Here is a 15,651-nt window from a genome sequence, read left to right as displayed (position 1 = left end):
AGCAGCCGAACAGTAATCGCCACCAAGCTTCCGATTGCCGCCCCTTGTACCCCAACGCCTTGCCATGACCCCATACCGTGAATCATCGCGTATGAAACCGCGACATTAATGGGCGCTTCAAGTAAGTACCCTTTAAACGGCAACTTGGTTTTCCCCAGTGCGTTAAAGAGGGCAATCATCACCTGCGTCGCCGCGTTGATGACCACAATGTACTTCGCCACCGATAAGTAACGCGCGGTTTCTTGCTTTAAAAGGTCATCATTGGTCAGCGCACTAATAAGCGCACTGTCTGCGAGCGTCAACAAGGCTAAAAACAGCACAGCAATACAGCCATTAATCAAAATCGCCGCCCAGAAGCCCTTATTCAGCGCACTCTCTTGACCAGAGCCAAACGCGCGACTGAGCACCAATTGCGAGCCATTGGCAAGAGAGATTTGAATCCCGAGCAAGAAAGAGACGATGGTAAACGCGATCCCCATCGCCGCTAGCGATATCTCACCAAGCGGTGACACCAACAAGGTGTCGATCATCAACATGGATTGCATCAGCAATGCATTGAGTGCTAAGGGCCAAGCAAGCGATAGGTTTTTGCGAACGTAAGGGTTAAGGGTCATGGTGACGACTCAATTTCCAATGCTTAAACAAACGAAAAAACGTCACCGAAGCGACGTTATTGGGGTGATTCTTTTTCAAACGACTTGCGCTAAACGCTGGTTCTCATCATTCAGTAGCGTTTGAGAGGCGAGACGCGCCGCATCCGATTTTCCTGCCATGATCGCATCGTAAATGCGTTGGTGCTCGGCTAAACAAAACCGTCCGCCTTCTGCCGACTCATCAATAAACTCGCGGAAGATAGTGGAGAGGATATTGCTAAACGGCAAGAAAAACTGATTACCTGTTGACTGAAAAATCAGTTGGTGAAATAAGTGATCGTTTTCTGTCCACTGCGCCATGTTGTGGCTCTGTGCCGCAAAGGTCATGCGCTGAAACACAATAGACAGATCTTTACGCTGAGCGACCGAGGCATGTTTCGCGGCAAGGGCGCACGCTTCTGGCTCAATCGCTTTTCTCAGTCCGAGGAACTGCGCAAGAAAACGTTGATTATCCTCTAAATCTTGGATCCATTCCATCAACTGAGGGTCAAGAAAATGCCAATTATTACGCCCTTGAACTCGCGTTCCTACCCGGGGTTTGGACTCAATAAGTCCTTTGGCGGACAAAAGTTTGATCGACTCACGTAATGAGGTTCGACTGACACCAAAAATGTCACACATCTCCAGCTCACAAGGCAACTTTTCCAGAGGCTGCAATCCCCCCGATAAAATGCGCCGAGCGATCTGCCGCGCGACTTGAACGTGAATTTTACGGCTTGAATCCTCGACTGAGGTAAATGTCGCCATACAGTACTCCCGATGCACCCAATGATGACCAGGTTCACGACAAGGCCATAGTGAGCACAGACACAATGATATAATCGAAACACTCTCAGCGAGAAGAACGCTTGAATTATAAAAAGCCAGTCAGCGTCGGCTTTTGGGTCAGACGAAGGATTGCGTGGAGAGAAAAACACACCAAACACCATTAATAATACAATAATATCAATTTTTAACAACTTAATTTCTCAGCAAAATAATCACCAAACAAAATAAACCCTTGTTTCATTTAATATTTGTGAACCAGTTCAAACTCAAGAAATAATGCGCCGATTTAACACGCATTTAGTCACAAAAAGGCGCAAAAAACAGACACAAATCGACCCTCTCTACGTGCTAGATTGAGCCTTTTGAGTGATCGCGCGAGCCTTTATGGCACAAAGAGTGTGAGTCAATCGCGCTTTGCAAAAGCAATGGTTGGTCAACGGTGAGAAGAGTGCTATATTTAGGCTTAAATAATACTTATATTTTTAATTGAAACAGGTCGAAGAAGTAGCAATATGATGACTGGAGCTTTTAACTCAATCGCAGGTTCAAAACGTAGCCTGCACGTACAAGTCGCGAGAGAAATCGCTCGAGGCATTTTATCTGGCAAATTGGCACAAGGCTCTATTCTCCCTGGTGAGATGGAATTATGTGAACAATTTGGCATCAGCCGCACTGCCCTGCGCGAAGCCGTCAAATTGCTGACCTCGAAAGGCATGCTTGAGTCACGACCTAAAGTCGGAACCAGAGTGGTCAATCGTGCCTACTGGAACTTCCTCGACCCTCAACTGATTGAGTGGATGGATGGACTAACAGACACTGACCAGTTCTGCTCACAGTTCTTGGGTCTGCGCCGTGCCATTGAACCCGAAGCGTGCGCACTTGCCGCCATCCATGCGTCGGCTGATGAGCGCATTGAACTTTCTGAGACCTTCCAACAGATGGTTGAGATTGCCGAAGCTGACGTGTTTGACCAAGAGCGCTGGATGGAAGTGGATACGCGATTCCACAGCCTGATCTTCAACGCAACCGGTAATGATTTCTACCTGCCTTTTGGTAACATTCTGACCACCATGTTTGTCAACTTTATTGCGCACTCGTCAGAGGAAGGCAGCACTTGCATCAATGAGCACCGCCACATCTACGATGCGATCATGGCGGGCAACCCAGACAAAGCGCGTCAAGCGTCTATCGTTCACCTGCAAGATTCGAAGCACCGCCTCGCAGCAGTGAACTGATCACTAGCACATATCAAACTCAAAGCCCTCGCCGATGCGAGGGCTTTGTCATTTTCAACACAAATCATCCAACTTACTGCAAGCCTAGCGCACTTCTATCTCGCCTAACCTCCCAAAATTTCGGCAAAATCTGACTTAAATTTGGACTTCACCCAACAATAGGGGCTATCATAAGACAATTCATTTTGACTCGTTGACTCACATCGCTCATGACCGAATCTTTACTGCCCAATATTGTCCAATTTATCGCGCAAATTGACCCTTTTGATAAGCTGCCTAAAACCGCTGTTCGTGAATTGGCTGGGAATGTTCAGATTACCTATTTGTGCAAAGGAGACACCGTGGATCTATGTAAGGAGGGCAAAGAAAAATCCCTCTACATGATCCGCACCGGCTCAATGGAGCAACGTAAAAAAGATGGCGTCTTGCGCGCCAAGCTCGAAGCTGAAGATATTTTTGGTTTTACCTTCCTCTCAAAAGATGTCGATAGTAACAGCGATAAAGGCTACAAAGCGATTGCGCTAGAAAACACCCTGCTCTACATCGTGCCTCACTCAGCCCTGAAGGCTCTGTTTAAGGCACACCCTGAATGCGCAGAGCACTTTGCTTCCCAAGCTCAAGTGCGGCTTAAATCTGCATTAGATGTGGTGTGGTCAAACAAAGAGAAAGGCATCTTTATCAAGAAGGTCTCTGAGGTTGCCAGTGGTCGCGTTGCGATTGGTGATGCTAAAGATTCCATCAAGAAAGTTGCCAAAGAGATGCTGATCAAACGCTCGCCGTGTGCGGTGATCTACGAGGACGAAAAAATTGTAGGTCTCATCACGGACCGTGACATGACCAAACGCGTCATCGCACAGGACGTCAGCACCGATGAGCCGATTTCCAAAGTCATGACACTGTCGCCGCTGACCATCAGCCCAGATGATCTTGTGATGCACGCTGCCTCTATGATGATGCAGTTCAACATCCGTAACCTGCCTTTGGTCAAAGGCAACAAAGTGGTCGGTTTGCTTACCACCACCCACTTGGTGCAAAACCACCGCGTGCAAGCCATCTTCTTGATTGAAAAGATTAAATACTCAGGCAGTATCAAGACATTGGCCAGTTACACACCGGAAAGACAAGCAATTTTCGAAGCTCTGGTCGAGGGCCATGTCGCACCAGAAGTGATCGGTAAAGTCATGACAATGATCATGGATGCCTATACGCGCCGTTTGATTCAAATTGCTATCGACAAATTGGGACCGCCGCCGTGTGAGTTCTCTTGGTTGGTGGCCGGGTCTCATGCACGTAATGAAGTTCACATGCTGTCGGATCAAGACAGTGCGATCGTTCTCGCCGACGACGCCACCGACAGTGATAAAATCTACTTTAAACACATGGCGATGATGGTCTCCAATGGATTAGCGAGCTGTGGTTACCCCTTATGCCCTGGCAAGTACATGGCCGCGACGCCCAAATGGTGCCAGCCGCTGAGCGTTTGGAAGCACTACTACAAAAAGTGGGTCGCGAATCCAGAATATGAGCGGCTGCTGAATATCAGCGTGTTCTTAGAGATTCGCTCCGTCTACGGCAACAAAGAGTTTGAGCAGATCCTCCGTGATGAGTTGCATCGCAACATCCGTGATAACCATGCTTTCTTGAGTATCCTCGTCAATGATTCGGTGCAAACCAACCCACCACTCGGCATCTTTAACAAGCTCGTTTTAGAAAAATCTGGCGAGAACAAGAAAACACTCAATATTAAGAAATACGCCATCAACTTGATCATTGATTTGGCACGTATCTATGGATTAGCAGTGGAGTCCGATGTCTCTGCAACCGACGAGCGTTTTAAAGCCGCGTTTGAAAAAGGCATCATGAGTGAAGATTCGTATAAGAACATCTTGCGTGCCTATCAGTTTATTCTCTCATTTCGCTTTAGCCATCAAGTGGAAGCGCTCAAACGCGGTGAGGTGGCAGATAACCACATCAACCCAGACAGCTTCGGTAGCTTTGAGCGTAATCACCTAAAAGATGCGTTCCGTATCGTTTCTGAGCTACAAGACGGGGCGAAGATAAGGTTTGGCTCACGATGATTCAGCTCTTTAATCGCTATTTCCATCCGCTGTCCCATCACATTAAAGCGCGCGAGCATTACCTTGCGAATGTTCGTCTCGCCGATGTGTTTTACCCGTTGGTGAAACAACCTGAACTCAATTTGTCGACGCTTGCAAGTGACTACGACTATTTGGTTGTCGACCTTGAGACGACGGGCTTAGACAGTGAAGTAGATAGAATTTTGTCGATTGGTTGGGTCACGCTCTCCGCCGAGTCTATCGATATGACCTCGGCGCACCACTACTATGTTAATAGCCGTTCGCAAATCAAAGCCGAGACAGCAGTCATCAACCACATTACGCCACAAATGCTTGAAGATGGCATTTCGATTCATGATGCGATGAACACCTTCTTTGAAGCCGCACACGGCAAAATACTCGTCGCGCACGGTTGTATGGTAGAAAGCAATTTCATCAATCGTTACTTATCTAAATCATTTGGCCTGAACGCTTTTCCTCTCACCTGGCTCGACACCTTGTGTATCGAAAAGAAGATGGCAAAAGCGATCAATCACCACGAAGAGATCGACGTGTCGCTCTCAGCCACACGACAACGCTATCAACTACCCGAATATTTCGCCCACAACGCCCTCACGGATGCGGTCGCCACGGCAGAACTTTTATTGGCGCAGAAAAAACGCATCGCTTCCCACAAGACGGTGACGCTGAGCCAGTTGTATAAACTCAGTCATTAACTCGGTTTTCCCGCACCTTAAACACACTGTATGAAAAAAAATGATGTCTCGTTCGCCATCTTCCTGCTGGTTGGCGCAAACTTACTCGCTTCACTGTCTGATGTATCGTTAAAAATCCTCAATGGTGAAGTCCCGACATTTCAATATGTCTTCCTCCGTCAATTGATTAGCCTCACTCTGCTACTGCCCTTTTGGTGGTCATTCCCCAAGCAGCGCCGTCTAATGGGCTGTGATGGCATTACCTTTTGGCGCGCACAATTGATTTTATTGGGAAGCGCATGTGCCATGGTGGCCATTACTCACCTGCCCTTGGCGACCGCGAATGCGATTTTCTACGTTGGGCCACTGTTAGTGTTGCCGCTTTCCATCGTATTTTTGGGAGAGCGCCCTTCCGCGGGCAAAATTTTTTCCACGCTACTGGGCTTTATTGGCGTTTTGATTGTCTTGCGCCCGGAGCACTTTCACTGGGCGGCCATCATCGCGCTAGGCAGTGCACTCGCCATGGGGGTGGGGAATATTCTCATCAGACGTATGCCTCAAGAGCAACCCTTGGTGTGCACTCTGTTTTGGACCACCTTGATGACTCTACCCACCGCCGCCGTCATTGCCTACCTTGAGTGGCAACCTATCGAATGGCACCACGTAGGCTGGATTGTAGCGATCAACCTGTTTGTGCTGAGCTACCATGCCCTTGTTGTACAAGCCTTTCGCCGAGCCCCCGCCAGCCAAATCGCGCTCGCCGAATACTCTGGCCTTGCCTTTGTCACTCTGTTTGGCGTGATGTGGTTCGATGAAATCCCTGATTTGTTCACAGCGCTAGGCATAATACTGATTATTGTTCCAATGATGCCAATACGTTGGAAACGGTGGATAAGAGGAAAGAAACGCACAGTCACCTCCGCTCAGCCCGAAGTGTAAGCATCAAACTCCTGACAAGCATTGATATATTGTGGCTCTCTACAAAAAGACCTAGCACAAACGCTAGGTCTTTTCACTATCTACTATGAGGAGTTAGAAGCTATACTTCACACCTACACGGTAACGTAAAGTGTAATCTTCTTTATAAGCGGAACCGTCGTCCTTGGTCGTGATGACACCAAGTTCTGCAAACGGTACCCAACCACTTTCCAGACCTTTGTACTCACCGAAGAAGTTTACGAGATGATCTGAACCTTTGTTTTTCCAACCACCACTCTGTAGATCTTTATACTCTAAATCGACGCCAAAGCTGCTCCAACCTAAGTTGTAGCTGCTCACTAGATTATATTGATGGTAGTGACCGTTACTATCCGAACGATTCGCTTTTGCTTGGTAACCATAACGGTAGCGAAGACTAGTGGTCCACTCGTCAGTAATTTTTGCGATACCACGAATGTTGAACTTATGTGTCACTTGATTGGCGTTGTTGCTTGCATCTGCCGCGTAGGAAGGTTGTAGAGTGAATGTATCATTCAACTTGTGGTTGTAACTTACCCCTACTTCATGACCGTTGTTAATGAGACCTTTTTGTTTATCACTATCTTGATAGCGCCATTTTGCTTCCGCTGAGAAACCAATGCCGTTGCTAAAACGGTGAGAGACCGAAATACGATCTGCATGGCTGTAGTCCGCATCGTCACGATCAATGTATTCGTGACGCAAGTTAATCGTCGTGGCGGATACCGCAGTTGTTGCTAATAGAGTGGCCACCGCGAGTGAGGTTTTAGTCAGCTTTTTCATTTTTAGACCTTATTATGTGTTAATGTAATACAAATATAATAACTAAAAACCACAATCCCTTTCTGTGACTTTCATCACCTGGTTTGTTTTTTAACTAAAAGCCAATCCAGAGAATAAATTTAATACTTTGTTTTATAACGGATTTATGTAAAAACACTTTGAAAACCTATTGTTGAGCGTGTGATCTAAAGCTGTCGTTTACAAAATGAAATAATTTATTTTGTATTACTTTTAAAAAGTAATTATCATATCACTCATTCACTCTATCCATACTTAGTGTTGGACATGAGGCAACCAAAAGACCTCCGAAGAGGCCTTAAAAGGATTAGTAGGTAGAATAAAGCAACTCTATATCTCTCTGAGCCCAGACCTCAGCGAGATTTTTCTTGACCGTATAGGCATCAAAGTTCGTTTGTTTGGCGAGGTTGACCCACTCCTGGTTGCCCGTGGCGATGCCGCCTTTGAGGTAAAGGGGGTCATGCGCTCAACACGTCGAGGAGCATCTTGGGAGGTGTCATTCTCTTATCGACGACTGTAAAAAGCCCATCTTGCATCGCAAGACCCGCTTCTTACAGTAGACGTTGATACGCCACTTTCATCGAATGCGGTGCCTCTTGGGAATGGAGAACGGCGCGATTTTTTTCGATGACATTCTGATCCAAAAAGACAAAATTCGCTGACAACGCTTGGCTGCTTAACAGAGCCGTCGACACGATAGCGGCAAGACGTAGAGGTTTCACATTAAATTTCATGTTTTTCCTTGCTTTTCACTTATTTGTAGTATTAAAATACCAGTAAGGAAATAAAATGTTTCTGTGATTCATTTCCGATTTTGGTAACAAAGCAGTGACAGGCCCTTCATCATTTGGGCTTTGATTTTGCTAAATGACTGATTGTACGGGGTGATGACAAGAAGTGGCGAATCGTCACTGAACACAAAATGTGCGCTTGATTTGATTTTTATAAAAAACAGTTTCATTTTTAATAGTCATACATTACTATACGCAGCGTTGGATGTTGAACAGTTAGCAAAAAAGACGACTGAACAACGCACTAAGGCAGGAATAGCGACCAAACAATGCAAACTTTGACCACCATGCTCAAAGCAAGTTCGATTGGAACGCTGGTATTAAGTGCACGTGTGTTGATGGTCGCAACAGTATTATTGCTGTTTGTTTCGAAGGTGTTATTGGCATTGTCGATGCTCTCTACTCAGTGAAACAAGCAGCGAAGTGAGTTTTAAGTTCGCTCCCAACCTAATTAACAATAATATTTTCTGGACACAGCCTCGCTCCGGCAGCTTAAACGCTCGAAGATCTGGTGCTGCAATCACGGCTCAAAAGACAGGACATCGCTCACCCCCGTTCCGTCTTTGCGTCTTGATGTGTATCACTGGTTTAAGTGTAACGACGATGGTGATTATCCAGACGGTACCCATACCGTTTGCGCCCACATATTACAGGCAATATGTGGGCGTTTTTTTATCCTATTCCCCCCCTAATTTAAATCATACAATTAAAACACCGTTTTAATTTAGCTCCAATGGAGCAACCTCCAACTCTATCGCGATCATTGAATATTTAGAGATTCGATCTCGATCACTTGTATGATTTATTAATCCATCACTCTTCGATCATTGGTCACATTTTTGAGTTATTGTAGTACAAATAAACAAAGAGCTAGATAACATAGTGAGGTGACATTACATAACATTACAAAGGTCAAAAGATGGAACTCAATACAATTATTGTTGGCATCTATTTCCTATTCTTGATTGCGATAGGTTGGATGTTCAGAACCTTCACTAGTAACACCAGTGACTACTTCCGCGGGGGCGGCAGCATGCTGTGGTGGATGGTCGGCGCGACCGCGTTTATGACGCAGTTCAGTGCTTGGACCTTCACCGGTGCGGCGGGTAAAGCCTACGCAGACGGTTTTGCGGTAGCCGTTATCTTCCTTGCCAACGCGTTTGGCTACTTGATGAACTACCTCTACTTTGCACCGAAATTCCGCCAACTTCGCGTTGTTACGGTAATTGAAGCGATTCGCATGCGTTTTGGTAACTTCAACGAGCAAGTCTTTACTTGGTCTGGTATGCCAAACAGCGTTATTTCAGCCGGTATTTGGCTAAACGGCCTAGCGATCATTGCTTCTGGTATTTTCGGCTTTGATATGACCACCACCATTATTATTACTGGTCTGGTTGTATTGGTGATGTCGGTCACCGGCGGCTCTTGGGCGGTAATTGCCTCTGACTTCATGCAGATGGTGATCATTATGGCTGTGACCGTGACGTGTGCGGTTGTAGCGGTTATCCAAGGTGGCGGCGTGAGTGAGATCGTCAGCAACTTCCCGGTACAAGAAGGCGCGTCGTTTGTTTCAGGTAACAACCTCAACTATCTAAGCATCTTTGGTATCTGGGCATTCTTTATCTTCTTCAAGCAGTTTAGCATCACCAACAACATGTTGAACTCTTACCGCTACTTGGCGGCAAAAGACTCCAAAAATGCGAAGAAAGCCGCTCTACTGGCGTGCATTTTGATGACAATGGGTCCACTGATTTGGTTCATGCCGTCTTGGTTTATTGCCGGTCAAGGTGTCGACCTAGCGATGCAATACCCTGAAGCAGGCAAGAAAGCGGGTGACTTTGCTTACCTTTACTTTGTCCAAGAGTACATGCCAGCAGGTATGGTTGGTCTACTGATTGCGGCGATGTTCGCTGCGACCATGTCATCCATGGACTCTGGCCTCAACCGCAACTCTGGTATTTTCGTTAAGAACTTCTACCAACCGATTTTGCGTAAAGACGCGACAGAGAAAGAGTTGGTGCTTGTATCGAAACTGACTTCTACCTTCTTCGGTATTGCGATCATTCTCGTTGCACTATTTATCAACTCACTCAAAGGTTTGAGCCTGTTTGATACCATGATGTACGTAGGTGCTTTGATTGGCTTCCCAATGACCATCCCTGCTTTCCTTGGCTTCTTTATCAAGAAAACTCCGGACTGGGCTGGCTGGGGTACGCTGGTTGTCGGTGCTATCGTCTCTTACTACGTGGGCTTTGTGATCAATGCAGAAATGGTCGCAAACTGGTTCAACCTTGAACCACTAACAGGTCGTGAATGGTCTGACTTGAAAGTGGCGATTGGTCTGATTGGACACCTAGTGTTTACAGGCGGCTTCTTTATCCTCACTACCCTGTTCTACAAGCCTCTTTCTGAAGAGCGCCAGAAGAACGTCGACAAATTCTTCGAAAACTTGGCAACACCACTAGTTTCTGAGTCAACGGAACAGAAGAAACTCGACAACAAACAACGTCGTATGCTGGGTTCTCTTATCGCAGTAGCGGGTGTGGGTGTGATGGCGATGTTCTTACTGCCTAACCCGCTATGGGGACGCTTCATCTTTATTCTCTGCGGCGCCATTGTCATGGGTGTTGGTCTACTGCTGGTCAAAGCGGTCGATCAGAGCATTGAAGACAAGAAAGAGTCAAAATCTGCGACAGCATAAACGCTCTCTTTCGGCGTAACTCTCTTAATCAAGGCGGCTTCGGCCGCCTTACATACTCAAGGCGTTTTGTGTCACCCCCATTTTGCTCCATCACATAAGACGCTTTGAGTATGTTTCCTTACCTAAGTAGACGAGTTCAACAATGAAAAAAACTCTACTGGCGGGCGTGATTGCCACCTCTCTTTCTGTTGTTACTTTGACAGCATGCACGACCACACAATCAAATGAGCTAGCCCTAGATGCACCCACACCCGCCACGGCGGATATCTCTGCACATACACTGACCCGAGACTACCTTCTTTCAACAACGAGACTCGATATCGTTGACGGCAGTGCGTTGATTGAACATTCAGCGCAAGAGACCGCGAAACTCAAAGCCCAACTGGAAAATGCAGCAGATGGTGACACTGTCACTCTACCTGCTGGCAAATATGCAGATCTTGGTGTCGTCACGATTTCTGCCAACAATATCACCATCAACGCAGAGCAAGCAGGTAGCGCGTGGCTTACAGGCTTAGTGCAATTTGTCCTTGAAGGCGACGACATCACTCTTGATGGCCTGGTCTTTACAGAGGGTGGTCCAGCCGAGCGCTTTGGTGCAGTGCGTATGATGGGCGATCGCAATACCTTGCAAAACTCAACCTTCTACTACTTCAACCATGATTACGCGTATGAGCCAGATGAACGTCGCTCTGAGTACCCGAAGTACCTATGGTTATCACTGTGGGGCAAAGACGGTAAAGTCATCAACAACCAATTTGAAGGTAAGCAAAAGCGTGGCACGTTAATCGGCGTTCAAAAAGACGACACGCCGGATAACCACCTGATCGCACATAACATTTTCCTCGATCAGCAACAGAATCAGTTCAATGAGTTGGATATCAAAGAAGCCATTCGCTACAACGGCAATAGCTGGGAAGCGATTCGCATTGGTGATTCTAAATCGTCTCAGTGGCCTTCGAACTCTCAGTTTGTCGATAACCTGCTGATCAATATGGATGGTGAGCGAGAGCTGATTTCCATCAAATCTGGCGGTAACACCATTGCGCGCAATACCATTTTTGAAAGTGCAGCACTGATCTCGCTGCGTCACGGTAAAGCCAACACTGTCGACAGCAACATCATCGTCGGTAATGAGAAATTGCTGACTGGCGGCATTCGCATTTATGACGAAGACCATGTGATCAGCAATAATTACATCTCAGGTACCCGTGGACGTGATGGATTGATAGAGGGCAATGCCGATTTGCGCGGCGGTGTCGTGATCAATACGGGCATCATTGATGTGGCGAACGGTGAAGTGCTGGATCAAGCGGTCAAAGGCAAAGAGCTCAACAAGCAGTGGACACCGAAAAATATTCAGATTCACCATAACACCTTAGTGGATACTGAGTGGGGTATGGTCTACGGCAATCAAACGCACCGCGTGAGCCTGTTTAACAATGACGTCGTCGATACTATCTACACAGGCGTAGATGTCGACTTCGACTCAAACGTGGTAGACAATACGCGCAATCCAGAATTTGTTAGTGTACGAGCGACTGATGAACACCCACTGGTCAACGCGACCTATCACAATGAATTCTACGCCGGCACAGTCACGGCTAAAGAACAGATCAATGATTACAGTGCGACGCTACCAAGCAAAACACAAATTGGTGGTTTTTATGCCTACGAAGGTGCAGGTGCGAACGTCGAATCGCTGAGCGTGATCACCGCTGAGGTCGCAGGACCGAGCTATCGACTCATCAATGCGGTAAAGCTCAAGTAACCCATATTGAGACACTCAAGCAAACAAGCTGCGCCTAACAAGCCTGGTGAGAACACCAGGCTTGACTGTTTTTCACCTTGGTAAGATGTCGCTATTGTGATCTCGCCAACTAATCGCTATGTTGTGGATTCTTCGCCACTTATTTCTTCATAATCGGATCACGCATGGACGCCATTGTTAGTCAGTTACAGTTCTCACTTTCCATTACCGGCCCTATTTGCTTGATGCTGGTATTGGGTGTGGCGTTTAAGCGCATCGGTTTAATCAACGACAATTTTATCGATGTCGCGTCAAAGCTGGTGTTTCAAGTCTGCCTACCTGCCATGCTCTTTTTGAGTATCGTCATCTCCGATCACGACTTCGTCTCAGCCGGGCGATTTATCGGCTTTGGTGCCATTGCCAGTGTGGCATTTTTCATTTTCACCACACTCTCCGTCAACGGTGCTTTTGCTGGCTCAGCGGATAAAGGGGTGATTGTCCAAGGTGGCTATCGCGCCAACACCGCCATCATAGGTATCGCTTATGTGGCCAACGCCTTTGGCGATCAAGGCGTCGCACAAGCCGCGCTCTACGTCGCTGCGACAACCTTTATCTATAACGTTCAAGCGGTGATTTGCTTAACCCCTCGCGGGCAGACGTCTGGCACCCAGGCAGCAAAAGTGATGGTCAAAACCCTGACCAAAAACCCACTGATCATCGCTATCGTCACCGGCGTGGTGTTCTATCTATTATCCATTCCCGTCCCTAAGGTCGCCGTTGACGCAGGTGACTACTTAGCGCGTATGACACTCCCTTTGGCCTTGCTCTGTACCGGTGGGTCGCTCAATCTCTCGTCGATGAAGAGTGATCAAAAGCCAACCTGGTTTGCGACCGGCTACAAACTGGTGCTCGCCCCTATCGCCATCACAGGTGCTGGCTATTGGTGGGGATTTCGCGGAGTAGAGCTGGGGATACTGTTCTTCATGAACGCCTCTCCGGTGGCCGCCGCCAGTTATGTAATGGCACGCTCAATGGGAGGTAACGCAACACTTGCTGCCAACATCATCGCCTTGACCACCGTCGTCTCAACGTTCACATGTACCCTAGGTGTCATGATTCTGATTGGCCTTGATGCGTTTTAACGCCGTTGCCAATGAGACTTATAAGGTGACGCTCTCTAATCCCCAACCGTGCTCATGCGCTAGGCGGCGCAGCAGTGCCCTCTCTTGCTCTGTTTGTGCCACCAGCCACTCCAAGATTTCTTGACTTAATGGGTCATCTTGATTCCGGTAACAAAAGTAACACCAATGACTATGTTGCAGCGCCAACCCTTCGGGGCATTGTAAAAAGCCACGCTGCAGCTCCGGCAAGACCAACAACAAATCCGTGACGGTCACGCCTTGACCGGACAAGCAAGCACTGAGGGCCAAATCCAAACTAAAGAACACGGTATCGCGACCTTGTTTCTCGCCATTTAACCTCGCGTTGTTCAGCCAGATATTCCAATCTTGATGCTCCAATGTGGCATGAAGGTGGGGCAAGCTGAGTACATCCTGTTGGGTGATCCTATGCTCTGACATCGATTGTGCATAGACAGGTGCCATGTATTCATCACGCAGGAAAGTCACCCCTTTCTGACCCTGATACTGCTCACGACGCTGGGTGTTGATAATAAGCAGATCGCAATCTTCATGGCTCAAGTCTGGGTCTTCCTCAATAGAGGGAATGATCACCACCTCATGATCGGGGTAACGTTGATTGAGCATCTCCACCTTGGGCAGTAAGACGCGCGTTGCGTAGCTGAGCGCACTTTTAATCACAATTCGTTTTCTTGTCGGCGCCTGCCAAGATGCGATCAAATGAGAGAGGGACTGGTAGTTTTTACGCAGCACCTCAAACAACTCTTTTCCGCGCGGCGTCAATGATATCGCCCGATGCTCACGAACAATTAAGGATGAATTGAGATCATCTTCCAGTTGCTTGATTTGACGGCTTACTGCACTTTGCGTCACATGCAGCTCTTGCGCCGCTTTGGTAAAGCTCATCAACCTTGCCACTGACTCAAACACTTTCAGCGCGTTATGAGAATACGGGAGATTCGGGTAAGGGTGCACACTCTTTACTCGCATGATTTCAGATCATAGCAGAGTGACATAAATGTCATTTGAAAACCAGATCAACAACCACTAACTTAACGTGATAGAGATCACGAACAAAATCGTGACAGCACACAGCCAAGATCGAGAACATTATGAATACCATTTTAAAACTGGCGCTGCCCCTTATCGTGTCGCAACTGATTGCGATGGCACTGGTATTGACGGATGTCTGGATGATGTCACGCCTGAGTATGACCGCCATCGCCGCTGGCGGTTTAGGCGCGTCGGTCTACTCGTTTGTTTTTATCGTCGCCAGCAGTACCGTTGGATGCGTGGCAAACCTGATTGCGATTGCTTATGGGCAAAGAATTGCGCGCCCGGAGTATGGCAACCAACAAATTCGCTTCGCAGTGAAAGGCGCGGTGCTGCTCTCGCTCACGCTCTCTGTGCTATTAATGGTCGCCTTCCAATGGGTACCCTATTTACTGAGTTACGCCAAGCAGCCCAACGAACTGGTTGAGCTCGCCATGACTTACGTGAATACCTTGAAATGGGCGATGCTGCCCTCTTTGATCCTCCTGGTACTGCGTGGTCTAACAAGCGCGCTCGGCAATGTGCGTTCAATCATGGTGATGTCTCTGCTCACCGTCACGCTCAATGTGCCCATGAGCTACCTCCTCGCTTTTACCTTCGATTTTGGTCTCGCTGGTCTTGGCGCAGGCACGGCGCTCTCTGCCTTTAGCGTTATGCTTGGCTATGGCTACTGGGTCTTTAGCAGCGAAAAATATCGCCCGTATGCCCCTTGGCTAAATCGTGATGAGTACTCGCTCAAGCTCATGATTCCCCTACTCTCTATGGGATTGCCTATCGCCATTGCAGCCTTGCTTGAGCACGGCTTGATCTATGGCGGTACCTTGATGGCAGGCGCCATCAGCATCAGTGCTCTTGCACTGCATCAAATTCTGCTGCAATGCTTGAGCTTTACATGGAACGTCAATTTCGGCTTCTCCCAAGCCGCCGCGATACTGGTAGGCCAAGATTTTGGTGCGCAGAACTATAGCGGCATTAAACAAACCGCCATACGTAGCTTTACGATCACCACCCTGGTTAGCGTCATTCTGGC

Annotated in this window: 14 protein-coding genes; 9 read left to right on the top strand and 5 right to left on the bottom strand. The window is 47.6% G+C overall.

Features of this window, described 5'->3' with window-relative positions; genetic code table 11:
• Positions 1 to 545 (bottom strand): MATE family efflux transporter (locus AC6R0S_RS05410; protein WP_500637402.1); only part of this gene is annotated, 545 nt, incomplete at its 3' end.
• 144 nt (positions 546 to 689) lie between these two features.
• Complete coding sequence (locus AC6R0S_RS05405; protein WP_500629356.1) at positions 690 to 1,400, bottom strand: FadR/GntR family transcriptional regulator; 711 nt, start codon at positions 1,398 to 1,400, stop codon at positions 690 to 692.
• A 536-nt stretch (positions 1,401 to 1,936) separates the two neighbouring features.
• Between AC6R0S_RS05405 and AC6R0S_RS05400 the strand changes: the two genes are divergently transcribed.
• From AC6R0S_RS05400 to AC6R0S_RS05385, 4 genes are all read left to right on the top strand, one after another.
• Positions 1,937 to 2,656 carry a FadR/GntR family transcriptional regulator gene (locus AC6R0S_RS05400; protein ID WP_500626929.1) on the top strand — a complete coding sequence of 240 codons (720 nt, stop codon included), beginning with the start codon at positions 1,937 to 1,939 and terminating at the stop codon, positions 2,654 to 2,656.
• Positions 2,657 to 2,865: 209 nt separating this feature from the next.
• A complete protein-coding gene (locus AC6R0S_RS05395; protein WP_500637400.1) occupies positions 2,866 to 4,734 on the top strand; it encodes a DUF294 nucleotidyltransferase-like domain-containing protein in 1,869 nt (622 codons plus the stop codon).
• Positions 4,734 to 5,450 carry a 3'-5' exonuclease gene (locus AC6R0S_RS05390; RefSeq protein ID WP_500626930.1) on the top strand — a complete coding sequence of 239 codons (717 nt, stop codon included), beginning with the start codon at positions 4,734 to 4,736 and terminating at the stop codon, positions 5,448 to 5,450. Before AC6R0S_RS05395 ends, AC6R0S_RS05390 begins: the two co-directional genes overlap by 1 nt.
• 30 nt (positions 5,451 to 5,480) lie before the next feature.
• Positions 5,481 to 6,368: a DMT family transporter gene (locus AC6R0S_RS05385; RefSeq protein WP_500637399.1), complete on the top strand. Its 888-nt coding sequence runs from the start codon at positions 5,481 to 5,483 to the stop codon at positions 6,366 to 6,368.
• A 93-nt stretch (positions 6,369 to 6,461) separates the two neighbouring features.
• Here the strand turns inward: AC6R0S_RS05385 and AC6R0S_RS05380 are convergent, their stop codons facing one another.
• Positions 6,462 to 7,169, bottom strand: a complete 708-nt coding sequence (locus AC6R0S_RS05380) for an oligogalacturonate-specific porin KdgM family protein (RefSeq protein WP_500632451.1) — start codon at positions 7,167 to 7,169, stop codon at positions 6,462 to 6,464.
• A 569-nt stretch (positions 7,170 to 7,738) separates the two neighbouring features.
• Complete coding sequence (locus AC6R0S_RS05375) at positions 7,739 to 7,921, bottom strand: hypothetical protein (RefSeq protein WP_500637398.1); 183 nt, start codon at positions 7,919 to 7,921, stop codon at positions 7,739 to 7,741.
• A gap of 326 nt (positions 7,922 to 8,247) precedes the next feature.
• Here AC6R0S_RS05375 and AC6R0S_RS05370 point away from each other — a divergent pair, with 326 nt between their 5' ends.
• From AC6R0S_RS05370 to AC6R0S_RS05355, 4 genes are all read left to right on the top strand, one after another.
• Complete coding sequence (locus tag AC6R0S_RS05370; protein WP_500637397.1) at positions 8,248 to 8,388, top strand: hypothetical protein; 141 nt, start codon at positions 8,248 to 8,250, stop codon at positions 8,386 to 8,388.
• A gap of 509 nt (positions 8,389 to 8,897) precedes the next feature.
• Entirely contained in the window at positions 8,898 to 10,679 is a 1,782-nt protein-coding gene (locus AC6R0S_RS05365) for a sodium:solute symporter family transporter (RefSeq protein WP_500629362.1), read from the top strand.
• A gap of 142 nt (positions 10,680 to 10,821) precedes the next feature.
• Positions 10,822 to 12,450, top strand: a complete 1,629-nt coding sequence (locus AC6R0S_RS05360; RefSeq protein ID WP_500637396.1) for a polysaccharide lyase 6 family protein — start codon at positions 10,822 to 10,824, stop codon at positions 12,448 to 12,450.
• 164 nt (positions 12,451 to 12,614) lie between these two features.
• Positions 12,615 to 13,571, top strand: coding sequence for an AEC family transporter (locus AC6R0S_RS05355; protein ID WP_500637395.1), 957 nt, complete (start codon positions 12,615 to 12,617; stop codon positions 13,569 to 13,571).
• Positions 13,572 to 13,589: 18 nt separating this feature from the next.
• On the opposite strand, the gene AC6R0S_RS05350 is transcribed toward AC6R0S_RS05355, so the two are convergent.
• On the bottom strand, positions 13,590 to 14,543 hold the full coding sequence (locus AC6R0S_RS05350) for a LysR family transcriptional regulator (RefSeq protein WP_500637401.1): 954 nt from the start codon (positions 14,541 to 14,543) through the stop codon (positions 13,590 to 13,592).
• 137 nt (positions 14,544 to 14,680) lie between these two features.
• Between AC6R0S_RS05350 and AC6R0S_RS05345 the strand changes: the two genes are divergently transcribed.
• Positions 14,681 to 15,651 (top strand): MATE family efflux transporter (locus AC6R0S_RS05345; RefSeq protein ID WP_500637394.1); only part of this gene is annotated, 971 nt, incomplete at its 3' end.

Source organism: Vibrio sp. R15-SG3-ISO1B, assembly GCF_059833835.1.
Note: the sequence above shows the minus strand (reverse complement) of the source record. Positions and strands in the feature narration are given on the sequence as shown.

What these genes read in the sequence shown, in the direction of transcription:
- AC6R0S_RS05405 (WP_500629356.1), bottom strand. Translation starts at nt 1,400, where the DNA reads ATGGCGACATTTACCTCAGTCGAGGATTCAAGCCGTAAAATTCACGTT.
- AC6R0S_RS05400 (WP_500626929.1), top strand. Translation starts at nt 1,937, where the DNA reads ATGACTGGAGCTTTTAACTCAATCGCAGGTTCAAAACGTAGCCTGCAC.
- AC6R0S_RS05395 (WP_500637400.1), top strand. Translation starts at nt 2,866, where the DNA reads ATGACCGAATCTTTACTGCCCAATATTGTCCAATTTATCGCGCAAATT.
- AC6R0S_RS05385 (WP_500637399.1), top strand. Translation starts at nt 5,481, where the DNA reads ATGAAAAAAAATGATGTCTCGTTCGCCATCTTCCTGCTGGTTGGCGCA.
- AC6R0S_RS05380 (WP_500632451.1), bottom strand. Translation starts at nt 7,169, where the DNA reads ATGAAAAAGCTGACTAAAACCTCACTCGCGGTGGCCACTCTATTAGCA.
- AC6R0S_RS05375 (WP_500637398.1), bottom strand. Translation starts at nt 7,921, where the DNA reads ATGAAATTTAATGTGAAACCTCTACGTCTTGCCGCTATCGTGTCGACG.
- AC6R0S_RS05370 (WP_500637397.1), top strand. Translation starts at nt 8,248, where the DNA reads ATGCAAACTTTGACCACCATGCTCAAAGCAAGTTCGATTGGAACGCTG.
- AC6R0S_RS05365 (WP_500629362.1), top strand. Translation starts at nt 8,898, where the DNA reads ATGGAACTCAATACAATTATTGTTGGCATCTATTTCCTATTCTTGATT.
- AC6R0S_RS05360 (WP_500637396.1), top strand. Translation starts at nt 10,822, where the DNA reads ATGAAAAAAACTCTACTGGCGGGCGTGATTGCCACCTCTCTTTCTGTT.
- AC6R0S_RS05355 (WP_500637395.1), top strand. Translation starts at nt 12,615, where the DNA reads ATGGACGCCATTGTTAGTCAGTTACAGTTCTCACTTTCCATTACCGGC.